This window comes from Ruegeria sp. J8 (genome assembly GCF_056531925.1).
In genome coordinates this window covers 376,342-400,631 of sequence record NZ_JBQFMR010000003.1, presented here as the reverse complement: position 1 = coordinate 400,631, position 24,290 = coordinate 376,342, and the positions used below count along the sequence as shown (strand labels likewise).

Here is a 24,290-nt window from a genome sequence, read left to right as displayed (position 1 = left end):
TTGATTGCGGCAATGCCAAATGGTGCAGACCCGGCGAGCGTTGCCTGCCCGAAGGCGGGTGCGAGAAACTGCCCGAGGGGTCGGAACCATAGGTTGCCTTAGCCCCCGCAGGTTTCTATAAGCGGCTCGATTGTCAGACAGGAGCCCGCCCATGCGTTTCGCCCATCGTCACCTTCTTGGCATCGAGCATCTGTCACAATCCGATATCACCGCCATCCTTGATCTGGCCGAGACCTATGTCGACATGAACCGACAGTCGACCAAGCATTCCGACGTGCTGTCAGGGCTGACGCAGATCAACATGTTCTTTGAAAACTCGACCCGAACGCAGGCCAGTTTCGAACTGGCGGGCAAGCGGCTGGGCGCGGATGTGATGAACATGGCGATGCAGGCCAGCTCAATCAAAAAGGGCGAGACTCTGATCGACACGGCTATGACCCTGAACGCGATGCACCCCGATCTGCTGGTGGTGCGGCATCCGCATTCCGGTGCTGTGGACCTGCTGGCGCAAAAGGTGAACTGCGCTGTGCTGAATGCAGGTGACGGCAAGCACGAACACCCGACGCAGGCGCTGCTGGACGCATTGACCATCCGCCGCGCCAAGGGTCGTTTGCACCGTCTGAACATCGCGATTTGCGGGGACGTCGCGCATTCGCGTGTGGCACGGTCGAACCTGATCCTGCTGGGCAAGATGGAAAACCGTATCCGCCTGATCGGCCCGCCGACGTTGGTGCCTTCGACCTTTGCCGAGTTCGGGGCCGAGATTTACGACGACATGAACGAAGGTCTGAGGGACGTCGACGTCGTGATGATGCTGCGCCTTCAAAAAGAGCGGATGGATGGCGGCTTTATCCCCTCGGAGCGCGAATATTACCACCGCTACGGGCTGGATTCGGCAAAACTGGCGCTGGCCAAACCCGACGCCATCGTCATGCATCCCGGCCCGATGAACCGCGGCGTGGAAATCGACGGCACGCTGGCCGATGATATCAACCGCTCGGTCATTCAGGAACAGGTCGAAATGGGCGTCGCCGTCCGCATGGCCGCGATGGAGTTGCTGGCCCGCAACCTGCGCGAGGCGGCATGAACAACCTGACCGTCGCCCCCCATGAACGCGGCGTGATCCGCCTATTCACGCTGGATATGCGCGCTGAGGAGGCCAAGTTCCTGCGCGAACCCGGTGCCGCCGATCAAGTTCTTGGGGTCGATGGTCTGGATACAGGGCAGATCGATATCTTTCCCGTTTCAGACCTCGAAGACCTCGGGCTTTATGGATACCTGCACGAAGGTTGCGGTGTGTCCGAGGATCAGCTGAACCGCGCCACGCTGGACGCCATCGAAGGCTGGGTGATGGTGGTGCGCAGTGCCGCGTTTAACGATCGCGCGGCCAACTTGACGCCTGACGCCCGCCTTCACCTGCAAGGACTTTATACCGAAGAGGCCACCAACTGGACCGGCGGCGCGATCGACACTGAAAGCGCGCGGCCCTTCTCGGCCCCGCAATCCCCGATCGAGACCGGCGCACCCAACCGCATCGGCTCGGCCCTGTTGGCGGTGATCATCTTGTTTGTTGTCGGAGGTGCCCTGTGGCTGATCCTGTAGTCTTCACCCCGAACAAGCGCGCCTATATCCAAACCAACCTGACCCTGGCCGCCATCGCCATGGCGGGCGCGATGATCGTGCTTTGGCTGATCGGAAACCCCTATGTCTGGACCGGAGCGCCCGCCGGGCTTGCAGCCATCGGCATCCGCGCGTGGTATCTGGCGTCCGAGGAACTGAGCAATGCGTGGGAAATGTCTGACAGCACCCTCACCGGTCCCGGCCCGCGCAAGGTTGCGCTGAACCAGATCGAAGCCGTCAACACGATGGGCAGTTTCGTGCAGGTCGTCACCAAAAGCGGCGACAAGCACCTGATCAAGTACCAAGCCGACCCCGCCGCCACCAAAGCCGCCATAGAAAGGGCCATGGGATGAGCGACGACCGGTGGCGCAAGAAAATACCCGACACTGAACAGGTGCTGTGGCATGGGCGGCCTGACCAGGGATATTTTCCTCCACGCCTGAGATGGGCATATGGCATTCAAATTGCCTGCCTTGCGCTCAGTTGGATTGCCAGCCCATGGTTTGCGGAGACTGTGCGCGATTATTGGAAGCTTATCGGTTGCACGTTGTTGTTGGCGTTTTTCATGTGGTGGGAACGGTTGATCCGCACGCGGCGCGTCTACGTCGTGACCAACCGCAACGTCTGGTGGATCAGCGAGATATTCAAAGCAAAATCCTTATCCGTTCATCCCGACCTGAAATTCTATCGCAACGGACACAACATCGTTTTTTCGCAGCTGCGGTTTCTGGTATTCGAATACCTGCCCGACCCGGACGCCGCCATGGCAGCCCTGATCAAAGCCCGAGAGGCCCAGACATGACCGACCAGATTTTCACCAATGCCCGCCTGATCGACCCCGAGGCCGGAACAGACACAGTTGGTTGGCTGCACGTCTCGGAAGGCCGCATTGCTGGCCTCGGCGAAGGTGCCGCTCCGGCCACAGACGCACAGGTGATCGACTGCGGCGGGCAATGTCTGGCCCCCGGCATCGTCGATATCGGAGTCAAGGTTTGCGAGCCGGGCGAACGGCACAAGGAAAGCTATAAATCCGCCGGCTTGGCTGCCGCAGCGGGCGGCGTAACCACCATCGTTACCCGTCCCGATACGCTGCCCGCCATCGACACACCCGAAACGCTGGAATTCGCCACGCGCCGCGCGCAGGCGGATGCGCCGGTCAATGTGCTGCCCATGGCCGCGCTGACCAAGGGCCGCGAAGGGCGCGAGATGACCGAGATCGGCTTTCTGCAAGATGCAGGCGCTGTGGCCTTTACCGATTGCGACCACGTAGTCGCCAATACCAAGGTTTTTTCCCGCGCGCTGACCTATGCCAAATCCTGCGGCGTGCTGGTGATAGCGCATCCGCAGGAACCGGGACTCAGCACCGGGGCCGCCGCTACCAGCGGCAAGTTCGCCGCGCTTTATGGGTTGCCTGCCGTTTCGCCCATGGCAGAACGCATGGGGCTGGACCGCGATATTGCTCTGCTTGAGATGACCGGAGCCGCCTACCACGCCGATCAGATCACCACCGCCCGCGCCTTGCCCGCGCTGGAGCGCGCCAAGCGGAACGGGCTGAATATCACCGCAGGCACCTCGATCCACCACCTGACGCTGAACGAATTGGACGTGGCCGACTATCGCACCTTCTTCAAGGTCAAGCCGCCGCTGCGGTCCGAGGATGACCGGCAAGCCGTAATTGAGGCGGTGCGCACTGGTCTGATCGACATCATCAGTTCGATGCACACGCCACAGGACGAGGAAAGCAAACGCCTGCCGTTTGAAGAGGCAGCATCGGGCGCAGTGGCGCTTGAGACGTTATTGCCTGCCGCACTGCGCCTCTATCACGCCGAGCAACTGGACCTGCCGACCCTGTTCCGCGCCATGGCCTTGAACCCGGCCAAACGGCTGGGGCTGGAGAGCGGACGACTGGCCGAATGCGCACCAGCTGATCTGGTGCTGTTTGACCCGGACGTGCCCTTTGTGCTGGATCGCTTCAGCCTGAAATCGAAATCGCAGAACACTCCGTTTGACGGCCAGCGGATGCAGGGTAAGGTCACGGCAACCTATGTCGCAGGCCAAGAAGTATACCGGAGACCCTGATGCCCCCAATTGACAGTTCCACGGCCCAACTGATCCTTTGGGCCGCATTTGGCTATCTGATAGGGTCGATCCCTTTTGGTCTGATCCTTGCCAAGGTGATGGGGCTGGGAAATCTGCGCAATATCGGCTCGGGCAATATCGGCGCGACCAATGTCCTGCGTACCGGGAACAAACGCGCTGCTGCGCTGACCCTGATCTTTGACGCCGCCAAAGGCGGGGTCGCTGTCCTGCTGGCGCGCGCACTGGCCGGAGAAGACGCCGCTCAAATCGCCGCCCTGGCTGCGTTTTTGGGCCATTGCTTTCCGGTCTGGCTGGGGTTCAAGGGCGGCAAGGGTGTCGCGACCTTCCTCGGCCTGTGGCTGGCATTGGATTGGCGCGTCGGCGTAGCCTGTTGCCTGACATGGCTGGTGACGGCGCTGATCTGGCGCATCTCGTCTCTCGCGGCTCTGATGGCTGCGGCGATGTCGACAATCTGGATCATGGTGCTGACTGAGTCCTCGACATTTGGGCTGGGTGTTATCCTGACCTTGCTGGTCTACTGGCGCCACAGCGCCAATATCGCGCGCATCAAAGCTGGAACCGAGCCAAAAATCGGTCAGTCTTGACCGCCTCGGACACGTTTCTGACCGCATTCTTCGCAATCCCTCTTGGCACGTCTAAGGGGCAGAGCGGCGCCAAATCCTATGTCGTCAGTCGATCCGAGTTGGCAGGTGGGAAATCCCACAAACTGGTGGCCCGTGAACGCGGTGGGCCGGACTATATCAGCCTGAACCTTTATCTGACCAAAAACAGCGGCGCCCTGCTGCGCCCCTGTGAGATGTCGGCACAAAAAGTCACTGAATTCGTGATTTCTTTTCAGCCCGAAAAGTAAGCATCGCCCTTTATTCATGGGCGAAACGCGTTTGTTACCTCATGATCACATTTGATTGTTTTGAACGTGATCAGACCGGCCCCCACTTCGGGGTCGTGACGGCCAATTACCGACCGCACAGAACAAAATCGACAGGGTTGCCCAGATACAATTACTGTGTCGTCCGGTGGCTCAATTCACGAAAGGTGAACACCATGAACAAGATCAAATCCCTCATCGGCGGCGTTGCGCTGTCCGTCGCAGTTGCAAGCACGGCTCTGGCCGCTGGCGTTGAACTGAACGCAAGCTCGACCGGCCTGGCGCTGCAGGGTTATGACCCGGTTGCCTATTTCACCGTTGGCGAAGCCACCAAGGGCGACTACCGCATCACCACACTGCACAACGATGCGCTGTACCGCTTTGCTTCGGAAGAAAACAAAGTTGCATTTGAAGAAAACCCCGAAGCTTACCTGCCCGCATATGGCGGCTACTGCGCATTCGGCACCGCGATGGGCTTCAAGTTTGACGGCGACCCGAACTACTGGAAAATCGTTGACAACAAGCTGTACCTGAACCTGTCGGCCGACATTCAGGAACGCTGGGAAGGCGACATCCCGGGCTTTAACGAGCGCGCAGACGCCAACTGGAAAGACATTGCCGGCAAAACTCCGGCAGAGCTGCAAGCTCAATAATCCACTCACGGATTACCTCGGGGCGGCGGCAGAGAAATCTGCCGCCGTTTTTCGTTGGACAGCTATCTGTAGATAGTTTCCCTTCCGCAAGCAAACTTTCAACCGCACGACGCCCCTATGCCACGTCGGTTCGGTGAAAACCCCCTCCTTCGCTAAATCACCGAGTGATCCAACCCTTCGCTCAAACGTATTCAAATATGCAAGTGCGCGATCCAAACCGGGAAAGGCGCAATAAACCGAGCTGAGGGAAAGAAGCACGACATGAGAAAAAAGATTTTGGCGGCCACTGGCCTTGCGTTTCTGGCGGCGGGATCAGCCGCTGCGCAATCTTCAGGCGACTGGACGGGGTTCTATGGCGGTCTGCAAGTCGGATATGCCGATATCGACACAAACATCTCGGGCATCGACGGCGGCGGTGCGATTGGCGGCATCATTCTGGGCTATGACTACGATCTTGGCGATTGGGTTGTTGGCGGCGGCTTCGACTACGATTGGACAGACGTTGATCTGAGTGGCGCAGCCACGGTCGAGGATGTTTGGCGCATCAAAGCGCGCGCGGGTTACAAAGTCACATCGCAAGGGCTGCTTTATGGCATCGGCGGCTTTGCCGAAGCCGGAACCGATAATCTGGGCAGTGACGATGGTTGGTTCATCGGTGCCGGGTACGAACAGATCGTTGCCCCGAATGTAAGCATCGGTGGCGAAATCCTGTATCACGAGTTCAACGACTTCAATTCATCCGGCGTCGACGTCGATGCGACCACCTTTCAGGCCCGCGCCGCATACCGGTTCTGACCCATTCCTTGCGCACAAGCTTGGTCCCGACCAGAAGTCGGGGCCATGTCAGATCATAGTTCCAGGATGGTGCTGCCCGTTGTCTTGCGTGCCTCAAGCGTGCGATGCGCCTCGGCCACCTGATCCAGCGGGAAACGCTGGTCGATGTGGATTTTGACCTCGCCCCCATCAACTTTGTTGAACAGACGGCGCGCCATCGCCTGGCAAACGCTGTGATCGGCAATATGCGTGAACAAGGTGGGCCGTGTGATCTTGATCGAGCCTTTCTTGGCCAAAATGCCGATGTCGATAAGCGGTACCGAGCCCGATGCATTGCCAAACGAGATCATCATCCCCAGTGGCTTGAGACTGTCGAGCGAGCCGTTGAACGTATCCGCTCCGATCGAGTCCATTACCACGTCCACGCCTTTACCACCCGTGATCTCGGCCACGCGCTCGGCGAAGTTTTCGGTGCGGTAGTTGATGCAATGCGCCGCCCCGTTGAACTTGGCGAGGCTACATTTTTCGTCCGTTCCTGCGGTCCCGATCAGTTTAATCCCCTCGGATTTGGCCCATTGGCAGGCGATCAAGCCTACACCTCCGGCAGCGGCGTGGAACAGAACCGTATCCCCGCGTTTCAACGGCGTCGTGCGATGAAATAGATATTCGACCGTCATCCCCTTGAGCATCATTGCCGCAGCCGTGTCAAATGAGATGCTTTCAGGCAGCGGGCACACTTGCGCCGCAGGCATCACCCGCGCCTCGCAATAGGCCCCGGCTGGCATTGCGGCATAGGCCGCGCGCTGACCGGGTTCCAGATGGGTCACGCCTTCGCCCACTGCCTCGATCACGCCCGAGGCTTCCATTCCCAGCGCGTGTGGCAGCTCAAGCGGGTAAAGACCCGCGCGCTGGTACACGTCGATAAAATTCAGTCCGCAGGCACGGTGACGAATGCTCACCTCGCCCGGTCCCGGCTCGCCCACCGGGCGATCTTCGAGGGTCAGAACCTCGGGGCCACCATGTTTGTGAATGACGACTGTACGTGCCGTTTGCTGCATACTCACCTCCTGTACCCTGACGACAAGCTAACACGCTTGTGACGCAGCGCAATCGGCACAAAAGCGCAACCCGGCGCAAATCGGGAAAAACTGTGCTATACTCGGGGGTAAGCGTTGCCGGCGGGTCCGGCCCAGGGCAACCGATGCCGGATTCTCTCTGCTGCGCCAAGCCGCAAAAGAGGAGGGGATGACGATGGCGAAAACGATTGGAAACCCGGTAAGCTGGGCTGCGCGAAATCTTGGCGCTACCAGCGATCACATCGCGGAAAGCGTCAACAGCCTTGGCAGTGCCGACACACGAAAACTGCCAGTTGTTCGAGATCTGACCATGCAGGACCTGCGGGAATGTTTGAAGGCCGGGGGTCGCGACTTTCTGGAAACCCGCGCGGATGCGGTGTTTGTCGTGCTGATCTATCCGATTGCGGGCTTGCTGATGTTTGGGTTGGGGCTGGACCGCAACATGATCCCTCTGCTGGCCCCTCTGGTCGCAGGGTTCGCGCTGATCGGCCCTGTGGCCGCCGTTGGCCTCTATGAGATCAGCCGCACCCGTGAAAAGGGCGGCGAGGCGCATTGGCTGGACGCGCTGTCTGTATTCCGCTCACCTTCCTTCGGCGCCATTCTCGCGCTGGGGTTCTATCTGGTTATGTTGTTTCTGATCTGGCTGATGGTGGCGCAGAGCATCTATGTGCGAACCCTTGGTCCTGATCTGCCAGAGTCGTTGGGCGCATTTCTGACCCAGACCTTCACGACCGGCGCGGGTTGGACCATGATCCTGTTCGGCAACGCGGTCGGCTTTTTGTTCGCCCTGATCGCGCTTGCGGTCAGCGTTGTCAGCTTTCCGCTGTTGCTGGACCGCAAGGTCGGGCTGCCGGTTGCTGTGGTGACGTCGGTCCGGGTGCTGAGACAGAACCCCGCCGTCATCCTGGGTTGGGGATTCATCGTCGTCGGAATGCTTATCCTGGGCGCGATCCCGCTGCTGCTGGGGCTGATCGTGGTGATCCCGGTTCTGGGCCACGCCACCTGGCATCTCTACCGCCGCGCCGTGGCCTGAACAGGCTGGCGGTGTTTAGCCGCCCACCTTCAGAACGATTTTGCCGATATGGCCCGAGCTTTCCATCCGTGCATGGGCCGCTGCGGCCTCGGCCATATCAAACTCGCTGTCCATTACCGGTGAAATCTTGCCTGCATCCAACAGCGGCCAGACTGCCTCGCGCAGGTCCTGGGCGATTTTGGCCTTAGCCAGATCGGATTGCGGGCGCAGGGTGCTGCCGGTCAAGGTCAGGCGTTTCACCATCATCATGGCAAAGTTCAGCTCGACCTTGGGGCCTTGCAGGAAGGCGATTTGAACCAGCCGCCCATCCTCGGTCAGAGCCTTAACGTTGCGCGGGATATAGTCCCCGCCCACCATATCAAGGATTAGGTTCGCCCCGCCTTCGGCGCGCATGGTGGATACGAAATCCTCATCCCGGTAATTAATCGCCTTTTCGGCCCCCAGTTTCTCGCAGGCGGCACATTTCTCGGCCGATCCGGCGGTGGCAAAGACCCGTGCGCCGAACGCATTTGCAAGCTGGATCGCCGTTGTTCCGATCCCGCTGGACCCACCGTGAACCAAAAACCGCTCGCCCGCTTTCAGACCGCCGCGTGTGAACACATTGGACCAGACGGTAAAGAAGGTCTCGGGCAGACACGCAGCCTCCTTAAGGCCCATCCCCTCTGGCAGCGGCAGGCAATGGGCAGCGGGCGTGGCAACGTATTCGGCATAGCCACCGCCGGGCAACAAGGCGCAAACCTGATCGCCGATGGCGACACCTTCGACCCCTGCGCCGAGGGCAACGACTTCGCCCGACGCCTCAAGCCCCGGCAGATCACTCGCGCCCGGAGGCGGATCATACGCGCCCGCACGCTGCAAAGCATCCGGGCGGTTAACACCCGCATAGGCCACTTTCAACACCACCTGACCAGCGGCGGGCTCGGGCACTGGGCGTTCGGTCAGTTGCAACACATCCGGGCCGCCGGGCTTGGTGATTTCAACGGCGCGCATCATTTGGGTCATAGGCAAGTCCTCCTTGGCGCAATGCCTAGCAGGCGAAATCGGAAAGGCCCAGACACTTACGTGCTACTTGCGTGGGTTCAGCATTCCCGGCAGATCAGCCCGCATCTTCATCGGCGCTTTCACCTGACCGGCCAGCCAATTCGGAACCGCAAGGAAAGGTTTGAACAGAGGGTTGCCGTTCACCTGCGCCTTGAGCTTTTCAAACTGCATGACGTTATCGATGCGACGATCCAGAAACTCCCACGTCTTCTGATGATCCGGCGAATCATCCCCCAGCCAGAACAGCACGGTCGAGGAATAGACCCCCGACAGCGTCGCCCGCTTGGTGTACCAGTTCACATCATTCGAGGTATCCCCCAGCGTGTTCCAGATCAGGTCGCAGGTCTGCCACATCGCCTTCGCCCCATCCGCCGCATGCATCGGCAGCGAAAACAGCGTCATGCCGCGGCGCACCAATTCCTTATCATCGACGGCCTGTAGGCGAAACCGGACCGCAGCGGCGATACGGTCGCGGAACTTCAGATCGCTCAAATCCTCGGTTTTCAAGCGTTCCACCATGGCCGCATCCCCCTGGGCATGAAAAGCCAGCGCCATATCGGCCGCGCCACGGGGGCAGATTGAGCGGGCCAGCGCCTCATCAATATCGCAATCACTGATGGCCATGCGAAAGCTGGTTTCCGACCATCCGTCAAACGGGACATGGTCCAGCATCGCATTCAATAGCTGCTCTTTTGCGTCTTCATAAGTGGTGGTCATGGCGGTTCTCCGGGTTCTGGCACCAGTACTAGACAAGTTAGAACGGCTTTGCTATACGGCCACTTCCTGCAATTTCCTTGCAACTCTATCTAGAAAGGTGGTGACAACCACATGCAGGTTAGTGTTCGCGACAATAACGTCGATCAGGCGCTTCGTGCCCTGAAGAAAAAGCTGCAGCGCGAAGGCGTGTTCCGTGAAATGAAGCTGAAGCAACATTTCGAGAAACCGTCCGAGAAAAAAGCGCGCGAGAAAGCTGAAGCGATCCGCCGTGCCCGTAAACTGGCACGTAAGAAAGCACAGCGCGAAGGTTTGCTCTAAAACCCCGCTCGTCCAGCTTTGGATGACACTATTTGACGACCCCCGACGCATCGCTCGGGGGTTTGTCGTTTCTGGCCCAAAGAAAAACGCCCCGGAACATCAGGGGCGTCAGGATCAGTAGATTTTGGGCACGTGCAGCTCATCCGGCAGAACACGACGTTCATATTCGGGGTTGTACTTGCGATCCGGCAGATTGACCTTTTCCTGCGGTACATCGGTGTAGGGGATCTTGGTCAACAAGTGTTCGATACAGTTCAGACGTTCGCGCTTTTTGTCATTGCCTTCGACGATGTACCACGGCGCTTCCGAGATATTGGTGCGGAACAGCATATCCTCTTTGGCCTTGGTGTAAGCCTCCCACCGGATGCGGGATTCCAGATCCATCGGCGACAGCTTCCACTGTTTCATCGGATCGTGAATACGCATCAAGAATCGCAATTGCTGTTCTTCATCGGTGATCGAGAACCAGTATTTCAGCAAAATGATGCCCGAGCGCACCAGCATCCGTTCAAATTCGGGAACATCCTGAAAGAACTGTTCAACCTGATCCTCGGTGGCAAAACCCATGACCCGCTCGACGCCCGCGCGGTTGTACCATGACCGGTCAAACAGCACGATCTCGCCCGCCGCCGGCAGGTGCGGAACGTAGCGCTGGAAATACCACTGGCTTTGTTCCCGGCGACTGGGCGCGGGCAAAGCCACAACCCGCGCGACCCGAGGGTTCAGACGCTGGGTGATCCGCTTGATCACGCCCCCCTTGCCCGCGCTGTCACGCCCTTCGAACAGGATACAAACCTTGGCCCCGGTATGCTGTACCCAATCCTGCACCCTGATCAGTTCAGCCTGAAGGCGCAGCAGGTTGCGGAAATAGACCTTGCGGTCCAGCATCTCAGGGTGCTGATCCTTATAGATCTTGCGGATCTCCATCGAGAGCATGGGCTCGCTAAACTCGATCTCGAAATCTTCGTCTAGCGTGTCTTCCAGCTCGGCCTCAAGCCAGTCTTTGGGGGCGTCGTTGTATTCGTCAGCCAAGGTCTGCTCCTTACTAGTAACCGGGTTCGGACCCTATCGGGCGCATGTAACCGCCTGATATCATCAGATGAATTGATGAAAGCCCTTTCCTATGCTCATCGGACCGTTACGGCAAGGTCGCGGGTCGGACACGGAAACGGCACCCTTTCCAAATATGTGGACCTGAAAACGCCCAAATGCAAGCAACGGAATTGCCGCATTGCCAATGGGTTGCACTCCGCCGGCTTGCATCAACGTACCCTGTTGCTGCATCAAGGCCGGGTCAAAACCGCGAGAGGCCTGTGGCGTATTTCCTTTCCCTTCTGCCCCTTATTTGGCCCTGGTTCATCCTGATCGCCGCTCAGATCAGCGCGATATCCGGTCGATGGCGTCTTGGCGCATCGTTGCTGAGCCTGTTCGGAACAGTCGCCTTCGCGCAGGGGCTGGTTTCAGCCAGCGCCTTAATGGTCGCGATTGCCGGGCTTGCGGGGGCCGCAGCGCTGCGCCGCACATCCGGGCTTTGGTCTTTGCCCGGCCATTTCGCGCTGATCTTATGGTGTGTGGCCTTGGGTGCGCATATCGTTTCGGGGTTCAACAATCTTCTGGTGCTTGATCAGGTGCAGGCCGGACCCGGAAGTACCGATTTCTCCATGTATATGAATCTGGACAAACCTTTGGTTCTGTTCGCCGCACTTCTGGTCTGGCCCGGACAGAATGCAGGCTTGCCCGCTATTCGCAAAACGCCATTGATCCTGGGGATTTTGACCTTGCCCGCTTTATTTGCGCTAGGCCTGTCCCAGCAAGCGGTGCGCCCCGAGGTTGGTCTGCCACATTGGTGGCTGATCTTTGCGCTGTCCAACCTGTTCCTAACCTGTTTGGCGGAAGAGGCCTTTTTTCGCGGCTATCTGCAATCGGCCCTGTCCTCAAAGCTCGGCGCGGCCTTTGGTATCGCTGCGGCCAGCTTGTTGTTTGGGCTGGTGCATTTTGCCGGTGGCCCGTCGCTTGTCGTGTTCGCAGCTATTTTGGGCGCGGGATGCGGATTGGGATATTACGCGACCAACAGGCTATGGGTGCCGGTTCTGATGCATTTCGCCTTCAACGCCGCACATCTGGCGCTGTTCACCTATCCCGGCCCCGCCTGACGTCAGACCGGCAGCGCCGTAGTCTTGAACACAGTTCTCAGCGCGAATGAGCTTTGCATCTGCGCCACACCCGGCAAGCGCGAAAGGTATTGGCGATGAATGCGGGCAAAATCCTCGGTATTTTCGGCCACAACTTTCAGAATGTAATCCGCCGTCCCGGCCATTAGATGGCATTCCAGGACATCGGGGATACGGGCAACGGCTTTTTCGAACGCGTCCAGAACTTCTTCGGCCTGCCCCTGCAAGGTGATCTCGACAAACACCGTGGTCGGTACGTTCATCTTACGTGCGTCCAGCAGGGCCACATAGTTGCGGATATAGCCCTCAGCCTCAAGCCGTTGGACTCGACGATGGCAGGCCGAGGGCGATAGATTCACCTGCTCGGACAGCTCTGCATTAGACATCCGGCCATTTTTCTGTAACGAGGCCAGAATCTTTCGATCCGTCGTATCTAGGCTCATGGGCGCAACTCCTTTGCGTGGTTGGAGCATCATACAGGAAATTCTCCCGAAAAAAACCGCAAGGACAGGCAGAGTTTCACAGAAATTGCAGCGCAGTTTGCCCATTCTTTAGGCAGTTTATGAACGGAGAGACCAAATGAAAATCGGTTGCCCAAAAGAGATCAAACCGCAGGAGTTCCGCGTCGGCATGACTCCGAATGCTGCGCAGGAAGCGGTTGCGCGGGGTCATGAGGTGATCATCGAAACAGGCGCGGGCCTGGGCTCGGGCTTTGACAATGCCGACTATGTCGCTGCTGGCGCACAGATCGTAGACACCGCCGCCGAGGTATTCGCCACCGCTGACATGATCGTCAAGGTCAAGGAACCACAGGCAGGTGAGCGCAAGATGCTGCGCGAAGGCCAGTTGCTGTTTACCTATCTGCACCTCGCCCCCGACCCGGATCAGACCCATGACCTGCTGTCCTCGGGCTGTACTGCTATCGCCTATGAGACAGTGACGGACGCGAGCGGCGGCCTGCCGCTGCTGGCTCCTATGTCCGAGGTTGCCGGGCGTCTGGCCCCGCAGGTCGGGTCTTGGACGCTGCAAAAAGCCAATGGCGGACGCGGTGTGCTGATGGGCGGCGTGCCAGGTGTCGGGCCCGCAAAAGTGGTTGTGATTGGCGGCGGTGTGGTCGGCACGCATGCGGCCAAGATCGCTGCGGGCATGGGCGCGGATGTGACGGTTCTGGACCGCTCGCTGCCCCGCCTGCGCTATCTGGATGACGTGTTCGGCGGGCAGTTCAAGAACCAGTATTCTACCGCTGGTGCCACCGCCGAGCTGATCCAGACGGCAGATATGGTGATCGGCGCGGTTCTGATCCCCGGCGCAGCGGCACCCAAACTGATCACCCGCGCGCAACTGGCCACCATGAAACCCGGCGCGGTTCTGGTCGACGTTGCCATCGACCAGGGCGGCTGTTTCGAGACGTCGAAGGCCACCACGCATGCCGATCCGATCTACGAGGTCGATGGCGTCATGCATTACTGCGTTGCCAACATGCCCGGTGCCGTGGCGCGCACATCGACCATCGCCCTCGGCAATGCGACGATGCCATTCATGCTGGCTCTGGCTGACAAGGGCTGGAAACAGGCCTGCCAGGACGATCCGCACTTGATGGCCGGTCTGAACGTCCATGCAGGTCAGCTAACCTACTATGCGGTTGGCAAGGCTCTGGGGATTGACGTCGTTTCCCCCAACGTGGTCATCAAAGCCTGAACGGCTCCCGCCCCTGAGAGCGCCCTCTCCCGAGGGCGCCTACAGCGTTGGGCATAGCGCCGCGTCTGCGACGCGGCGCGGAGGGCACAAGACGAACGCTCCCGCAAAACGCAACAGCGCCGCGCGATTAGCGCGGCGCTGGGCCCAACCGGAAAAGGGCATTTCAATGCCCGTATGACGGGCGGGAGATTTACGCCTGCTTGTGAATCTCGACCGAATGCGGGTAAGGGATCGAAACGCCCTTGGCGTCGAATGCCTCTTTCACAGCTTTGGTCAGCTCGAATTTCACGTCCCAGTAATCTCCCGCGTCACACCATAGGCGCGCTGTCAGGTCGACCGAGCTATCGCCCAGATTTGTCACACGTACCCAGGGCTCCGGGTCGCTGTGAATACGCTTGTCGGCTTTGGCCACGTCCAGGATGATCTGCATCGCGGCATCCGCACTGTCGCCATAGTCGATCCCGAACACCAGATCGACGCGGCGCGTGTCATGGGCCGAGAAATTGGTGATCACGCTGCCCCAGGCCTGCCCATTGGGCACGATGATCTGGACGTTGTCAGGGGTGACCAGTTCCGTTGTGAACAGGTTCAGATCCTTCACCGTCCCGGCAGTACCGCCAATATCGACATACTGACCCAGCTTGTACGGCCGGAATACGACCAGCATCACCCCGGCCGCCAAATCGCTGAGCGTCCCCTGCAAGGCCAGACCAATGGCCAGCGAGGCGGCACCCAGAATAGCGACGATACTTGTGGCCTCGATCCCGAAAATGCCCAGAACAGCGACCAGCACCATCGCCAGGATCGCCCACTTCACCAGGCTGGCAACAAAATTCCCTAGCGTCGGATCGATTTGTGGGGTTGCGTTGATGCGACGCCGCACCACGCCCGCGATCATCCCAGCTACGGTCCAGCCCAATACCAGAACAACCAGTGCCTTCACGGCATTCATCACCAGCGGCGCAAAAGCACCGACCTGTGTAGCAACTTCATCCACGCGTTTCTCCTTCTACAAGCCATAAGAAAACCCGCGACGCGCGCGGAGATCACCAAACTGTGAGCGATAAATGCGCGTCAGTCTAGGTGCGGATTTCTCTGCTTTTCCCCGCCTGTTCCCGAATGCACAATATCTGACCAGTAACGCACAGCGCGCGCCACTGGTAGATCGGCACCGCAACACCTAACTGTGTTCGGAACCTTCATACAGGAGCCCCTATGCTGGACGCCGCAAACCACCCGATCACTGCCCGCTGGCCCGCACAGTCACCGGAAAAACTGCAACTCTATTCCTACCCCACGCCCAACGGCGTCAAAGTCTCGATCATGCTCGAAGAGATCGGCCTGCCCTATGAGGCGCATCTGGTCACGCTGGCGGACTCAGACGTAAAAAGCCTCGAATTCCTTTCGCTGAACCCCAACAACAAGATCCCGGCCATCATCGACCCGAACGGACCGGATGGCGAGCCGGTCTCATTGTTCGAAAGCGGTGCGATCCTGCTGTATCTGGCTGAGAAAAGCGGTCAGCTGATCGGAAAAACCGCGGCGGACAAAGCACGTGTGACCCAATGGTTGATGTTCCAGATGGGCGGGCTGGGTCCGATGTTCGGGCAGCTTGGCTATTTCCACAAATTCGCTGGCAGCGAGATCGAAGACCCTCGCCCGCGCGAGCGCTACATCAACGAGGCCAAGCGTCTGTTGAACGTCGTTAACACGCAGCTGGACGGGCAGGACTGGATCGCCGGGGACTACTCGATCGCTGATATCGCCATAGTCCCATGGCTGCGCGGGTTGGACTACTACGGCGTCAAAGACCTGCTCGGATGGTCGGATTTCGCCAATCTTCAGCCTTATGTGGACCGTTTCCTGGAACGTCCAGCAGTCCAGCGCGGATTAACTATACCTGCGACAAGCTAAGGCAGATCGGGGGCGAGGCATTGCCCCGCCCCGACGCCCGCTATCCGGGCAGTTGTCCGGTCAGAACATAGCGCAGCACCTCGACCACCTGAGCGGGGTGCTCGGCGACGGCCAGCGCTGCGGCGTCGACCTCTTTCAACGCGTGCTGATGATCGGAGCCGTGCAGCACGATCAGCGATTTGCCCAACGCGGCGGCGTAACCCGCATCAAACGCGGCGTTCCACTGTTTATACTTGTCGCCAAACCGCACAACGACCACGTCGGCATCCGCAATACCCTTTCGGGTGCGAATGGCGTTGACCATCGCACCTTTGTGGTCGTGCCAGTATTTGTTCGACTCTGCCCCCAGAATGGCCACGCCGCAATCGTCGCTGGCGGCGTGATCGGTGACGGGGCTGTTGAAAGTGACATCCAGCCCCTTGGCGCCATCGATGATCTGTTCCCGCCAATCGGTATGGATTTCACCCGAGAGGTATACGTTCAGGCCCATAGTTAACTCCTTGTTATTTGTCTGCGACCCTAGTCAGAAATCGGTGGCAACCCAAGGGGCGTTCAGAAGCGTAACCGCCAGAAAATCGGCTGATCCTCTTTCACCGCCCGCCGGGCTGTACTGCGATGTTTGCTGCCCAGCATTGGGGGCATCTCGCGCGTTTGTTGGAACCCGAATGCACGCGGCAGTCGGGTATAGATCGAACGCGGCGGTAGCCGACCCCATGTAATCCCTTTCAGTTTAGCGCCGGACTCTGGCTGGTGCATCCAGACATCACGCACGGCAAACTCATCCCGCAGCAGCATCAGGACCGACAGCATCATCACATCGGCCCAGATTTTGGCGTATCTCTGCTGCAGGCTTTGCTCATAGTCGCTGGTCAGCCGCAATGCCCGCGACCGGGGCGCACGATGTTGCAACCGCCGCCGGGCGCGACCTACGAAACGCAGCCAATCGGACTGGATCTCTTCGATCAGGCAATGGCCGCTTTGCAGGTCCAGATCCAGACGACACCAAGCCAGTGTCGGGCGCCCGTGTCTGCGAACCGGGTGCAGGCTGCTTTGATAGGCGCCAACCTCAGCACGCTGTTCGAATTGCCACAGTAACGCCGCGTGTTCGCTTGGGAACCCAAGCTGAACCACCAGATTGTGGTCTTTGCGTGTCGTCTGCTCGCCGGACCAGATGTCGAAGCTCAGGCAGAAATCCAGCCAATCGGATTGATACGCAACCTCCAGCCCCCTTGTCGCCGCCGGGCCCAAAGCCCCAAGCCGCATCGCGCGGTCCGCATGGGCCACGGCCATCACATCGTGCCGCCGCAGGACCCCGCCACAAGACGCCACAATCGGCTGCACCAATGGGCGCGTTAGCAAGCGGGAAAGGTCGGACTGTTTAAGGTCCGAGATCGGCATCTCAGCCTGCATCGACTGGCACAGCAACCATGGGCTTTGCCGGTCCGGATAATAGGGAAAGGGCATCTCTTGCGGCAATATCTGCCGGAACATCGAGATGTCTTGACGTTTCATGACAGCTCTCCAACGGGAAAAAAGGCCCGCCGGAATGCTGGCGGGCAATCAGAAAATGAAAGGCGCTTGGGCGCGTTTGGGATCTGGCATCTGGCAGACTCCGGGGTTTGATTGCGTTAGGAGCGCGTAAATAGGGTGGCTTGCCGATTCTGCTCAACCCCCTGAAAGGGCCCACAGCTTTCTGTTGCGACACGGCAACACCATCCCCAGAAACGAGAAAAGCGCGCCCGCAGGCGCGCTTTGCATTTGGATCAAGGCCGGTTTAACCGCGTAACACGCCGCCAGTGGCCTTGCCGACCTTGGCGATGATCTTCTGGCCAACCGCCTCGATATCTTCTTCCTTCAAGGTTTTGTCCGTCGGTTGCAAACGCACGGTAATGGCCAGAGATTTCTTGCCCTCACCCAAACTACCGCCGATGAATTCATCGAAAACACGCACATCCTCGATCAAGGCCTTATCCGCCCCCGCCGCTGCATTCACCAGCGTCAAAGCCTCGACATCCGCATCGACGACAAAGGCAAAGTCACGCTCGACCGCTTGCAAATCGCGCAGCTCCAATGCCGCACGGGTCGCCCCGGATTTGCGGGGCAGAGGTACCTCGTCCGGCCAGATGGTAAACGCCATCACCGGGCCCCTGATGTCCATCGCCTGCAAAATACGCGGGTGCAGCTCACCGAACACACCCAGCACCTTTTTCGGCCCCAGGCAGATCTTTCCGTGCCGTCCTGGATGCCACCACGCATCACCATCGCGCTGGACCTGCACCTTGGCGGGCGCTCCGATGGCGGCCAGCACAGCCTCGACATCGGCCTTGACGTCGAACACATCCACGGCGCGCGCGGCCCCATGCACATCCTTGGGGCCACCGCGGCCCACCAAGAGACCGGCAATCTGGGTTTTCTGATCGCCGGGCTCGCCATCATGGAAGACCGGACCAACCTCGAACAGAGCGACATCCGCAAAGCCGCGCGCCTGATTGCGGGCGGCCGCCTGCAGCAGACCGGGCAGCAGATCGGGACGCATGTGGCTCATTTCCGAGGAAATCGGGTTTTCCAGCTGCGTCGCGGCATCGCCACCCCCAAACAGGGCGGCCGAGGCCTGATCAATGAAGGTATAGGACACACATTCATTGTATCCCAGCGCCGCGCAGGTCCGGCGCGCCATCGACTGACGGCGCTGCGTCGGTGTCATCACCGCCTTGGGGATGCCATCAGTCACACGCGGCAGCGGTTTGCCCTGCAGCTTGGTCAGGGAGGCGATCCGCGCGACCTCTTCCACCAGATCGGCCTCACCCATGATATCGGGACGCCAACTGGGCACATGGGCCATCTCACCCTCAAGACGGAAACCCAGACGGGTCAGCGTCTGGCGCTGTTCGCTTTCGGGTATCTCCATCCCGACCAGAGACTGCACCCGCGCCGCATCCAACTTATAAGCACGCGCGTGGTTCGGAGCCTTCCCGGCCTCAACAACCGAGGACACTTCACCGCCGCAGATATCCAAAATCATCTGCGTCGCCTGCTCCAGCCCTTCACGGGTGAATTGCGGGTCAACGCCGCGTTCAAAGCGGTAACGCGCGTCCGAGTTAATCTTCAGCGCGCGGCCCGTCAGGGCGATCTGCACATGATCCCAGAAGGCGCTTTCGAGGAAGACATTGACCGTCTCATCGGTACAGCCGGTTTCCTCGCCGCCCATGATACCCGCGATGGATTCCGCGCCCTTGTCGTCCGAGATCACCATCATACCGCGCTGCAGAGTGTATTCCTTCTCATCCAGCGCCACCAGCGTTTCACCACCCTTGGCGCGGTGAACCCGCAGGTTGCCCTGCACCTTGTCGGCATCGAAGACGTGCAGCGGGCGGTTCTGGTCAAAGGTCATGTAGTTGGTGATATCCACCAACGCCGAAATGGGCCGCAGACCGATGGCCTTCAACTGATCCTGCAGCCACTGCGGGCTGGGACCGTTCTTGACGCCCCGGATCACACGACCGGTGAAATGCGGCGCGCCGTCCAGTGTGTCGTCATCAATCGTCACCTTGATCGGGCATTCGAAATCCCCCGGCACTGGCGCGTGGATATGCTCTTTCAGCGTGCCAACCCCACGCGCTGCCAGATCACGAGCGATGCCAGCCACACCCAACGCATCGGGGCGGTTCGGCGTGATCGCAATCTCGATCATCGGATCGACCTTGGACGGATCATTCTCGGCCAGCCAGTCCACGAACCGATCACCGACTTCGCCCGAGGGCAGTTCGATAATGCCATCATGCTCGTCCGACAACTCCAGCTCGCGCTCGGATGCCATCATGCCAAAGCTTTCGACGCCCCGGATCTTGCCGACGCTGATGGTGATATCCAGACCGGGGATATACATGCCCGGCTTGCAGACCACGACGGTGATGCCTTCGCGCGCGTTGGGGGCACCGCAGATGATCTGCAGATCGCCTTCATCCGTCGCCACCGTGCAGACGCGCAGCTTGTCGGCGTCGGGGTGTTTCTCGGCATGTTTCACATGGCCCAGCGTAAAGCCTGCCAGCCGGTCCGCCGGGTTCACAATCTCTTCGACCTCAAGGCCAAGGTCAGTCAGCGCCTCAGCGATCTCATCCACCGACGCATCGGTATCGAGGTGGTCTTTCAGCCAGGACAGAGTGAATTTCATTGCTCGGGGCCTTTTTTGGCAGATATCCAGTCGGCACAGGCAATGACAAAGATTGCGCCAAGGTGCAAGCGCTGCGCGTTACGGATAGGTGGGGGTGCGGCCCAAAAGCTCGTCCAATTGGCGCCCGATCCAGCCATGGGGGATGAAATGCCCGCCCGGATGCGTGTCCAGCGTCACTTGCCCGCGCGCGCAATCGGTCCACTCCATCCGGCTGAGGGTCAGGATCGGCACCACGCTCCAATCTCCGCGCGGGGTGGCATCGTGGCAATCATACGCCGCTCGCCACAGCGCCACCGGGTAGGTGGTGTCGCCGTTGGTGCCATAAGGAAAATCCATCACCGTATCGCTGAGGCCGTGCACATGGCGCGCCTCACGCGGGGCTTCGGGGCACTCTTCAGTCTGGCGGATGCTACCCGCAACGGCCAGCAAGGCGGCAATGTCATTGCCCGACTGGCACACATAGCGCCACGCCATCGCGCCGCCAAAGGAATAACCCGACACGTAGATACGGTCAGGATCAACCGGATAGCGCATAGCCACATCCTCAAGCACCGCATCGGCAAAGGGCACATCGCGCGTGTCCGATGTCCAGAAGTCCCAGCTTTTGCCTAACCCGTTCGGAGCCACCAGCAACACGCCGCGCAATTTTGTGGCCCCAGCGATGCGCTGATGGTTCACCACCACGGTGCCCTGCCGCGCCCAGCCGTGGAAGTGCAACAGAACGGGAAGAGGGGTCTCCCCGTCCCATTCCTCGGGCTCTAACACATGGTACGAGCGGTCACCCAGATCACAGGCGGTGTCGCCATGGCAATCGGATTTCCACGGACCCATGGCGAGTGCAGGGGTAGCGGTCAGCAGCAGGAACAGCAGTCGGTAGATCATAAGCCGGAGCCTAGCCGCCTGACGCGGACTGTCACGTCACAACCGTGTGCGAGTTTGTAATAAGTCACGCTATATTCGACACACCGCAAAAACCTACTTCAATCCGATGCTGAGTGGCGAACATACGGCAAAAGTCTAGTTTCAATCGTGTCCAAAGCCGTAGACAGTTTCTCTGTCAATGAATTAGCCGTCCGATCATACCCGTCCCATATTGCGTCTTCGTATCTCTCAGTTCTTTGAAAATCTTTTTCGGATAACGTGCGCCCATAGTGTGTGCTGTCCCTCATCGCATCTCTAATCTTCCCTTTGAGAGCGACAATCAGTTTTATGCGTGCATCAAATATTGCATCTATCGCCTCTTGAACCGCACTATCTCCAACGAGTGCTTTTTGGCGCACCCCAAGCCGCCTCAACTCGGCATAGTCGTCATTGAGATCAGCCAGTTCATTTAGCCTACGACGGAAGTCATAGGTTCCGTCTTCATCCTCACCGGCCGGTGCTGCAAAGCCCATCGGGTTTCGAACCGCCTGAAATTTACCAATCAGTTCAGTAGCATGAGATATCAATTCTTCCCCGAGATCTGCACGCTTCAGCGTTAGTTTTTCGCCTTTCCATGAATGAAGCTGGCGGTAAGCTACCCATACGCCGGCGGCGACTGAAACTGCGATCGCTACTTGGCTCATAGCAGCAATTCCTTCGAAAATGCCGCTTGATGTCACCGTCACCGCGACAAACCACCATGCAGGTTCGGCATATCCAGCGCCGCGAACCCATAGTGCCGCAACCAACGCAGGTCTGAATCAAAGAACGCCCGCAAATCCGGAATGCCATATTTCAGCATCGCCAGACGGTCGATCCCAATCCCAAAGGCAAAGCCCTGATAAACCTCGGGGTCGATACCACCGGCGGCGATCACCTTGGGGTGGACCATACCCGAACCCAGAATCTCCATCCAGTCGTCGCCCTCGCCGATCTTCAGCTGACCATTGTCCCAGGAACAGCGGATGTCGACCTCGGCCGACGGTTCGGTGAAGGGGAAATGCGAGGCGCGGAAGCGCAGCTCGACCTCGTCGACCTCGAAGAAAGCTTTCACGAACTCTTCCAGAACCCATTTCAGGTTCGCCATCGAGATGTTTTTGTCGATGGCCAGCCCCTCGACCTGATGGAACATCGGCGTGTGGGTCTGGTCATAGTCGGCGCGGTACACGCCGCCCGGGCAGATCACACGGATCGGCGCGCCTTGTTTCTCCATCGAACGGATCTGCACCGGAGACGTATGCGTACGCAGCACATGCGGCGGACGATCGTCGCCCTCGGCACGGTGCATGTAGAACGTGTCCATCTCGGCCCGCGCGGGGTGGTGGCCGGGAATGTTCAGGGCGTCGAAATTATACCAGTCGTCCTCGATCCGGGGCCCTTCGGCCACAGAGAAACCCAGCTCGGCAAAAATCGCGGTCAGTTCCTCGGTCGCCTGGCTGATCGGGTGGATTGAGCCCTGACGGCGTGCGCGGGTCGGCAGGGTGACGTCCAGCCATTCGGTACGCAAACGCTCATCCAGCGCGGCATCGGCCAGCGCGGATTTTTTGGCGGCCAACGCCGAGTTGATCTCATCCTTCAGGGCGTTCAACGCGGGGCCTGCGATCTGGCGTTCCTCGGGCGTCATTTTGCCCAGCTCGCGCATCTTCAGCGCAACCTCGCCTTTTTTGCCCACGGCAGCGACACGGATCGCCTCAAGCGCGTTTTCGTCACCGGCCTCGGCGATTTGGCCCAGATATTTTGCCTTAAGATCGTCCATGACGCCCTCTGAATTTGGTCGCCAACCTGCTATCGGGCCAGCCCTGCGAATGCAAGCGGGACGGTGCGGATCAATAGCTGTATTCGGGATAAATCCGGGTCAGATCGCCGTTCCAGTCGCCATTGTAGTGATCCAGCAACTCATCGGCGGGGACTTTCCCTGTATCGATGCTTTCCTTCAGGGCGTTCAGGAAATGCGTCTCGTCCGGCACCAGCCCGCCTGCGCCGGGGAAGGCGCGGGATTTCAGACCGGCCTCGGAAATCGCCACGACCTCGCGCGCCAGATCGTGCATGTTGATAACGCCAACCTGCGCCTGAAGACCCTGAACGGCAGCCTGAACGCGCAGTTCTTCGCGGGTTTCCGCATCCCAGCCTTTGACCAGATCCCATGCCGCATCCAGCGCGCCTTGGTCATATGTCAGACCAACCCAGAAGGCAGGCAGTGCGCACAAACGCCGCCACGGGCCGCCATCCGCGCCGCGCATCTCCATGTATTTCTTGATGCGAGCCTCGGGGAAGGCGGTTGTCAGGTGGTCGGCCCAATCAGACAGCGTCGGGGTTTCACCGGGCAGCGCAGGCAGTTTGCCCTGCAGGAAATCGCGGAAAGACATGCCCAGCGCGTTAATATATTGACCGTCGCGGTAGACGAAATACATCGGCACATCGAGCGCGTACTGCACATAACGCTCGAACCCAAAGCCCTCTTCGAACACAAACGGCAGCATGCCCGTCCGCGCATCATCCAGATGCCGCCAGATATGGCTGCGCCAGCTTTTCTGGCCGTTGGGCTTGCCCTCAAAGAAAGGCGAATTGGCGAATAGCGCCGTCGCGACCGGCTGCAGCGCCAGCGCCACGCGCAGCTTCTGGACCATGTCGGCCTCGGACCCAAAGTCGATATTGACCTGAACCGTGCAGGTGCGCCGCATCATGGCGCGGCCCATGGTGCCGACCTTTTCCATATAGTCGTTCATCAGCCGATAGCGGCCCTTGGGCATCAACGGCATCTCGTCATGGGTCCAGATCGGAGCCGCGCCCAGTCCGATAAAGCCCACGCCGATCTCATCCGCGATATCCTTCACCTCGCGCAGGTGGGTGTTCACCTCATCGCAGGTCTCGTGGATCGTCTCCAGCGGAGCACCCGATAGTTCCAGCGCACCGCCGGGTTCCAGGCTGACATTCGCGCCGTCCTTTTCCAGACCGATAAGGTTGTCACCCTCGCGCACCTCGGCCCAGCCATGGCGGTCGCGCAGACCTTCCAGCACAGCGACGATCGAGCGTTTACCCTCGAACGGCAGCGGTTTCAGCGTGTCCTTGCAATAACCGAACTTCTCATGCTCGGTCCCGATGCGCCAATCGGCTTTGGGCTTGCAGCCCGATTCCAGATATTCCGCAAGCTGTTCGTGGCGTTCGATCGGCCCGCCGCCGGACTGGGGGATGGACATGAACCGCTCTCCGATCCT

The 24,290-nt window shown here is 59.5% G+C and carries 27 protein-coding genes; 14 read left to right on the top strand and 13 right to left on the bottom strand.

Annotation, left to right across the window (positions count from 1 at the left end):
* Positions 1-151: 151 nt before the first annotated feature.
* From ACR0L1_RS08625 to ACR0L1_RS08585, 9 genes are all read left to right on the top strand, one after another.
* Positions 152-1,087 (top strand): aspartate carbamoyltransferase catalytic subunit, encoded by a 936-nt coding sequence (locus tag ACR0L1_RS08625; protein ID WP_170772661.1) that lies wholly within the window; start codon positions 152-154, stop codon positions 1,085-1,087.
* Complete coding sequence (locus ACR0L1_RS08620) at positions 1,084-1,602, top strand: hypothetical protein (RefSeq protein WP_480858264.1); 519 nt, start codon at positions 1,084-1,086, stop codon at positions 1,600-1,602. The genes ACR0L1_RS08625 and ACR0L1_RS08620 overlap by 4 nt, the downstream gene beginning before the upstream one ends.
* The gene (locus tag ACR0L1_RS08615) at positions 1,587-1,973 is read left to right on the top strand and encodes a hypothetical protein (RefSeq protein WP_170772665.1); all 387 of its coding nucleotides are present in this window, start codon (positions 1,587-1,589) and stop codon (positions 1,971-1,973) included. The genes ACR0L1_RS08620 and ACR0L1_RS08615 overlap by 16 nt, the downstream gene beginning before the upstream one ends.
* Entirely contained in the window at positions 1,970-2,422 is a 453-nt protein-coding gene (locus ACR0L1_RS08610) for a hypothetical protein (protein ID WP_480858262.1), read from the top strand. Before ACR0L1_RS08615 ends, ACR0L1_RS08610 begins: the two co-directional genes overlap by 4 nt.
* The gene (gene pyrC, locus ACR0L1_RS08605; protein ID WP_480858260.1) at positions 2,419-3,699 is read left to right on the top strand and encodes a dihydroorotase; all 1,281 of its coding nucleotides are present in this window, start codon (positions 2,419-2,421) and stop codon (positions 3,697-3,699) included. The genes ACR0L1_RS08610 and pyrC overlap by 4 nt, the downstream gene beginning before the upstream one ends.
* Positions 3,699-4,304 (top strand): glycerol-3-phosphate 1-O-acyltransferase PlsY, encoded by a 606-nt coding sequence (gene plsY / locus ACR0L1_RS08600; protein ID WP_480858258.1) that lies wholly within the window; start codon positions 3,699-3,701, stop codon positions 4,302-4,304. Before pyrC ends, plsY begins: the two co-directional genes overlap by 1 nt.
* A complete protein-coding gene (locus tag ACR0L1_RS08595; protein WP_480504449.1) occupies positions 4,301-4,570 on the top strand; it encodes a hypothetical protein in 270 nt (89 codons plus the stop codon). Before plsY ends, ACR0L1_RS08595 begins: the two co-directional genes overlap by 4 nt.
* 194 nt (positions 4,571-4,764) lie before the next feature.
* Positions 4,765-5,241 (top strand): YHS domain-containing (seleno)protein, encoded by a 477-nt coding sequence (locus ACR0L1_RS08590; RefSeq protein ID WP_170772674.1) that lies wholly within the window; start codon positions 4,765-4,767, stop codon positions 5,239-5,241.
* Between the two features lie 261 nt (positions 5,242-5,502).
* Complete coding sequence (locus tag ACR0L1_RS08585; protein WP_480504448.1) at positions 5,503-6,036, top strand: outer membrane protein; 534 nt, start codon at positions 5,503-5,505, stop codon at positions 6,034-6,036.
* A 53-nt stretch (positions 6,037-6,089) separates the two neighbouring features.
* Here the strand turns inward: ACR0L1_RS08585 and ACR0L1_RS08580 are convergent, their stop codons facing one another.
* Complete coding sequence (locus ACR0L1_RS08580; RefSeq protein ID WP_480858255.1) at positions 6,090-7,073, bottom strand: quinone oxidoreductase family protein; 984 nt, start codon at positions 7,071-7,073, stop codon at positions 6,090-6,092.
* Positions 7,074-7,266: 193 nt separating this feature from the next.
* Here ACR0L1_RS08580 and ACR0L1_RS08575 point away from each other — a divergent pair, with 193 nt between their 5' ends.
* The gene (locus ACR0L1_RS08575; protein ID WP_170785008.1) at positions 7,267-8,124 is read left to right on the top strand and encodes a DUF2189 domain-containing protein; all 858 of its coding nucleotides are present in this window, start codon (positions 7,267-7,269) and stop codon (positions 8,122-8,124) included.
* Positions 8,125-8,139: 15 nt separating this feature from the next.
* On the opposite strand, the gene ACR0L1_RS08570 is transcribed toward ACR0L1_RS08575, so the two are convergent.
* Positions 8,140-9,126 (bottom strand): NAD(P)H-quinone oxidoreductase, encoded by a 987-nt coding sequence (locus ACR0L1_RS08570; protein ID WP_480858253.1) that lies wholly within the window; start codon positions 9,124-9,126, stop codon positions 8,140-8,142.
* 63 nt (positions 9,127-9,189) lie between these two features.
* On the bottom strand, positions 9,190-9,882 hold the full coding sequence (locus tag ACR0L1_RS08565) for a COQ9 family protein (RefSeq protein WP_480858251.1): 693 nt from the start codon (positions 9,880-9,882) through the stop codon (positions 9,190-9,192).
* Between the two features lie 111 nt (positions 9,883-9,993).
* Here ACR0L1_RS08565 and rpsU point away from each other — a divergent pair, with 111 nt between their 5' ends.
* Positions 9,994-10,200 carry a 30S ribosomal protein S21 gene (gene rpsU / locus ACR0L1_RS08560; protein ID WP_005614280.1) on the top strand — a complete coding sequence of 69 codons (207 nt, stop codon included), beginning with the start codon at positions 9,994-9,996 and terminating at the stop codon, positions 10,198-10,200.
* A 114-nt stretch (positions 10,201-10,314) separates the two neighbouring features.
* Here rpsU and ppk2 read toward each other — a convergent pair whose 3' ends face one another.
* Positions 10,315-11,232 (bottom strand): polyphosphate kinase 2, encoded by a 918-nt coding sequence (ppk2, locus tag ACR0L1_RS08555; RefSeq protein ID WP_170785014.1) that lies wholly within the window; start codon positions 11,230-11,232, stop codon positions 10,315-10,317.
* Between the two features lie 281 nt (positions 11,233-11,513).
* Between ppk2 and ACR0L1_RS08550 the strand changes: the two genes are divergently transcribed.
* Complete coding sequence (locus tag ACR0L1_RS08550; protein WP_480858249.1) at positions 11,514-12,353, top strand: CPBP family intramembrane glutamic endopeptidase; 840 nt, start codon at positions 11,514-11,516, stop codon at positions 12,351-12,353.
* Between the two features lie 2 nt (positions 12,354-12,355).
* On the opposite strand, the gene ACR0L1_RS08545 is transcribed toward ACR0L1_RS08550, so the two are convergent.
* The gene (locus tag ACR0L1_RS08545) at positions 12,356-12,814 is read right to left on the bottom strand and encodes an Lrp/AsnC family transcriptional regulator (RefSeq protein WP_170772689.1); all 459 of its coding nucleotides are present in this window, start codon (positions 12,812-12,814) and stop codon (positions 12,356-12,358) included.
* A 136-nt stretch (positions 12,815-12,950) separates the two neighbouring features.
* On the opposite strand from ACR0L1_RS08545, the gene ald reads away from it, so the two are divergent.
* Complete coding sequence (ald, locus tag ACR0L1_RS08540) at positions 12,951-14,069, top strand: alanine dehydrogenase (RefSeq protein WP_480858247.1); 1,119 nt, start codon at positions 12,951-12,953, stop codon at positions 14,067-14,069.
* 190 nt (positions 14,070-14,259) lie between these two features.
* Here the strand turns inward: ald and ACR0L1_RS08535 are convergent, their stop codons facing one another.
* Positions 14,260-15,021: a mechanosensitive ion channel family protein gene (locus ACR0L1_RS08535; RefSeq protein ID WP_480504545.1), complete on the bottom strand. Its 762-nt coding sequence runs from the start codon at positions 15,019-15,021 to the stop codon at positions 14,260-14,262.
* Positions 15,022-15,284: 263 nt separating this feature from the next.
* Here ACR0L1_RS08535 and ACR0L1_RS08530 point away from each other — a divergent pair, with 263 nt between their 5' ends.
* Positions 15,285-15,983 carry a glutathione S-transferase family protein gene (locus ACR0L1_RS08530; RefSeq protein ID WP_480550339.1) on the top strand — a complete coding sequence of 233 codons (699 nt, stop codon included), beginning with the start codon at positions 15,285-15,287 and terminating at the stop codon, positions 15,981-15,983.
* A 40-nt stretch (positions 15,984-16,023) separates the two neighbouring features.
* On the opposite strand, the gene ACR0L1_RS08525 is transcribed toward ACR0L1_RS08530, so the two are convergent.
* The 7 genes from ACR0L1_RS08525 to ACR0L1_RS08495 all read right to left on the bottom strand — a co-directional run bounded on the left by ACR0L1_RS08525 (position 16,024) and on the right by ACR0L1_RS08495 (position 24,272).
* Positions 16,024-16,473 carry a YtoQ family protein gene (locus tag ACR0L1_RS08525; RefSeq protein WP_170785024.1) on the bottom strand — a complete coding sequence of 150 codons (450 nt, stop codon included), beginning with the start codon at positions 16,471-16,473 and terminating at the stop codon, positions 16,024-16,026.
* A gap of 62 nt (positions 16,474-16,535) precedes the next feature.
* Positions 16,536-17,495, bottom strand: coding sequence for a hypothetical protein (locus ACR0L1_RS08520; RefSeq protein ID WP_480858244.1), 960 nt, complete (start codon positions 17,493-17,495; stop codon positions 16,536-16,538).
* 262 nt (positions 17,496-17,757) lie between these two features.
* Positions 17,758-20,154, bottom strand: a complete 2,397-nt coding sequence (gene pheT / locus ACR0L1_RS08515; RefSeq protein WP_480858242.1) for a phenylalanine--tRNA ligase subunit beta — start codon at positions 20,152-20,154, stop codon at positions 17,758-17,760.
* Between the two features lie 78 nt (positions 20,155-20,232).
* On the bottom strand, positions 20,233-21,036 hold the full coding sequence (locus ACR0L1_RS08510; RefSeq protein ID WP_480858240.1) for a CE1 family esterase: 804 nt from the start codon (positions 21,034-21,036) through the stop codon (positions 20,233-20,235).
* A gap of 98 nt (positions 21,037-21,134) precedes the next feature.
* Positions 21,135-21,719, bottom strand: a complete 585-nt coding sequence (locus tag ACR0L1_RS08505) for a hypothetical protein (RefSeq protein WP_480858238.1) — start codon at positions 21,717-21,719, stop codon at positions 21,135-21,137.
* Positions 21,720-21,757: 38 nt separating this feature from the next.
* Positions 21,758-22,831: a phenylalanine--tRNA ligase subunit alpha gene (pheS, locus tag ACR0L1_RS08500; protein WP_480858236.1), complete on the bottom strand. Its 1,074-nt coding sequence runs from the start codon at positions 22,829-22,831 to the stop codon at positions 21,758-21,760.
* Positions 22,832-22,901: 70 nt separating this feature from the next.
* The gene (locus ACR0L1_RS08495) at positions 22,902-24,272 is read right to left on the bottom strand and encodes a glutamate--cysteine ligase (protein ID WP_170772705.1); all 1,371 of its coding nucleotides are present in this window, start codon (positions 24,270-24,272) and stop codon (positions 22,902-22,904) included.
* Positions 24,273-24,290: the final 18 nt, after the last annotated feature.

Excerpts from the sequence above, each read along its gene's own strand:
- ACR0L1_RS08625 (WP_170772661.1), top strand. The coding sequence starts at position 152 with ATGCGTTTCGCCCATCGTCACCTTCTTGGCATCGAGCATCTGTCACAA.
- ACR0L1_RS08620 (WP_480858264.1), top strand. The coding sequence starts at position 1,084 with ATGAACAACCTGACCGTCGCCCCCCATGAACGCGGCGTGATCCGCCTA.
- ACR0L1_RS08610 (WP_480858262.1), top strand. The coding sequence starts at position 1,970 with ATGAGCGACGACCGGTGGCGCAAGAAAATACCCGACACTGAACAGGTG.
- pyrC (WP_480858260.1), top strand. The coding sequence starts at position 2,419 with ATGACCGACCAGATTTTCACCAATGCCCGCCTGATCGACCCCGAGGCC.
- plsY (WP_480858258.1), top strand. The coding sequence starts at position 3,699 with ATGCCCCCAATTGACAGTTCCACGGCCCAACTGATCCTTTGGGCCGCA.
- ACR0L1_RS08590 (WP_170772674.1), top strand. The coding sequence starts at position 4,765 with ATGAACAAGATCAAATCCCTCATCGGCGGCGTTGCGCTGTCCGTCGCA.
- ACR0L1_RS08585 (WP_480504448.1), top strand. The coding sequence starts at position 5,503 with ATGAGAAAAAAGATTTTGGCGGCCACTGGCCTTGCGTTTCTGGCGGCG.
- ACR0L1_RS08580 (WP_480858255.1), bottom strand. The coding sequence starts at position 7,073 with ATGCAGCAAACGGCACGTACAGTCGTCATTCACAAACATGGTGGCCCC.
- ACR0L1_RS08575 (WP_170785008.1), top strand. The coding sequence starts at position 7,267 with ATGGCGAAAACGATTGGAAACCCGGTAAGCTGGGCTGCGCGAAATCTT.
- ACR0L1_RS08570 (WP_480858253.1), bottom strand. The coding sequence starts at position 9,126 with ATGACCCAAATGATGCGCGCCGTTGAAATCACCAAGCCCGGCGGCCCG.
- ACR0L1_RS08565 (WP_480858251.1), bottom strand. The coding sequence starts at position 9,882 with ATGACCACCACTTATGAAGACGCAAAAGAGCAGCTATTGAATGCGATG.
- rpsU (WP_005614280.1), top strand. The coding sequence starts at position 9,994 with ATGCAGGTTAGTGTTCGCGACAATAACGTCGATCAGGCGCTTCGTGCC.
- ACR0L1_RS08545 (WP_170772689.1), bottom strand. The coding sequence starts at position 12,814 with ATGAGCCTAGATACGACGGATCGAAAGATTCTGGCCTCGTTACAGAAA.
- ald (WP_480858247.1), top strand. The coding sequence starts at position 12,951 with ATGAAAATCGGTTGCCCAAAAGAGATCAAACCGCAGGAGTTCCGCGTC.
- ACR0L1_RS08535 (WP_480504545.1), bottom strand. The coding sequence starts at position 15,021 with ATGAATGCCGTGAAGGCACTGGTTGTTCTGGTATTGGGCTGGACCGTA.
- ACR0L1_RS08530 (WP_480550339.1), top strand. The coding sequence starts at position 15,285 with ATGCTGGACGCCGCAAACCACCCGATCACTGCCCGCTGGCCCGCACAG.
- ACR0L1_RS08525 (WP_170785024.1), bottom strand. The coding sequence starts at position 16,473 with ATGGGCCTGAACGTATACCTCTCGGGTGAAATCCATACCGATTGGCGG.
- ACR0L1_RS08520 (WP_480858244.1), bottom strand. The coding sequence starts at position 17,495 with ATGAAACGTCAAGACATCTCGATGTTCCGGCAGATATTGCCGCAAGAG.
- pheT (WP_480858242.1), bottom strand. The coding sequence starts at position 20,154 with ATGAAATTCACTCTGTCCTGGCTGAAAGACCACCTCGATACCGATGCG.
- ACR0L1_RS08510 (WP_480858240.1), bottom strand. The coding sequence starts at position 21,036 with ATGATCTACCGACTGCTGTTCCTGCTGCTGACCGCTACCCCTGCACTC.
- ACR0L1_RS08505 (WP_480858238.1), bottom strand. The coding sequence starts at position 21,719 with ATGAGCCAAGTAGCGATCGCAGTTTCAGTCGCCGCCGGCGTATGGGTA.
- pheS (WP_480858236.1), bottom strand. The coding sequence starts at position 22,831 with ATGGACGATCTTAAGGCAAAATATCTGGGCCAAATCGCCGAGGCCGGT.
- ACR0L1_RS08495 (WP_170772705.1), bottom strand. The coding sequence starts at position 24,272 with ATGTCCATCCCCCAGTCCGGCGGCGGGCCGATCGAACGCCACGAACAG.